Here is a 947-nt window from a genome sequence, read left to right on the forward strand (position 1 = left end):
CCATGTATCATTAATGCTGCATCTTCTGCGCTCATAAAGCTACTCGTATCCAAGCTCTTACCACTGGTTTCCCAAAACTCCGTCGCCATTCCTCCCGGATATACGGCAATAATCTTCATTGGCTTACCTTTCAGCTCCAGACGAACCGATTCAATCAATCCTTTGACTGCCCATTTCACAGCGCAGTATGTGGATTCTTGAGCTTTGGGCTGCTGAGCCGCAGTAGACATGATCATCACTACATTAACAGGCTGATCCTTGTATCGCTTAACCAACTCACGAAGCACGTTAATCGCTGAGCTGAGATTATTCTCTATTAAGGTTTGAATCTGCTCTGGATCTTGCTCTTGTAACAACCCAAAGTACCCACTGCCTGCACTGTGAACCACCGTGCTCGGAATAGAATCTAATTGTTCAAACAATTGTTCCACTTCTTGATGGGATGCGAGATCACAAGCTCGATAGCCAACATTGTTCGATAAGCAGTTTGTGACTGTAGAGAGCTTACTCTCACTTCGTCCAGTCAGATAAGTGGCTTTCCCTTCCGCATCATAAAGCTTGGCCAACTCCGCCCCTAAGCCGCTACTTGCACCTGTGATTACAATCATTTTCTACCTCGTTCGTAAAAGTGCTTTCTAATGTGTGTACCAATTAAGGTAACGGAATATAGGCTGATTCACATCTTACGAACGCCATTCTTTGAAGCAGCATGCCTTTCTGATTTTCAACACCCGTTCACTTCTAAATTTGCCCAATAGTTTTCAAACTATCCAATGGTTCGGATACCAGTACCTTGATCACGAAGCCCATCAAGCGCAAAGAGAACCCGGAAATTTCACCTATGCTTAAACAAAGAATAACGTTTTGAATTTCCTATCGACTTTCTCACTAAAGATAAGAGGCACATGAGAATGACCGGCTCCAAATGGCAGTGGCTGCTTAAACAA

At 43.9% G+C, this 947-nt stretch carries 1 protein-coding gene; it reads right to left on the reverse strand.

Annotation, left to right across the window (positions count from 1 at the left end; translation table 11 throughout):
* Window positions 1-608, reverse strand: a 608-nt coding sequence (locus tag R7Z50_RS25305; protein ID WP_318149460.1) for an SDR family oxidoreductase, incomplete at its 3' end; no start/stop codon positions are given.
* Window positions 609-947: the final 339 nt, after the last annotated feature.

The organism is Vibrio sp. 1249-1 (assembly GCF_033340495.1).